The sequence below is a fragment of the Nocardia sp. TBRC8007 genome (assembly GCF_056629435.1).
Genome location: NZ_JBWSOR010000263.1, coordinates 1 through 214, shown reverse-complemented (window position 1 = coordinate 214; position 214 = coordinate 1). Strand labels below are relative to the sequence as shown.

Genomic DNA, 214 nt, shown 5'->3' with positions numbered 1-214 from the left:
GTGCGTGCGGTGTAGGCACTGGCCAGATCCCGCAGCAGCGGCGCCAACGACCATCCGTCCCCGGCGATGTGGTGGATCACCAGCAGTAGCACGTACTCGTCGCGGGTATGGTCGTTCTCGCCCGGGCCGGTGCAGCGGAACACGCTCGCCCGCACCGGGATCTGCGCCGACAGGTCGAACGCGTAGCGTGCCGCGGCGGCCACCGCCGCCTCCG

At 71.5% G+C, this 214-nt stretch carries 1 protein-coding gene; it reads right to left on the bottom strand.

The window, feature by feature from the left end; translation table 11 throughout:
* Window positions 1–214 (bottom strand): condensation domain-containing protein (locus tag ACX4ZE_RS23595; protein ID WP_480275670.1); only part of this gene is annotated, 214 nt, incomplete at both ends.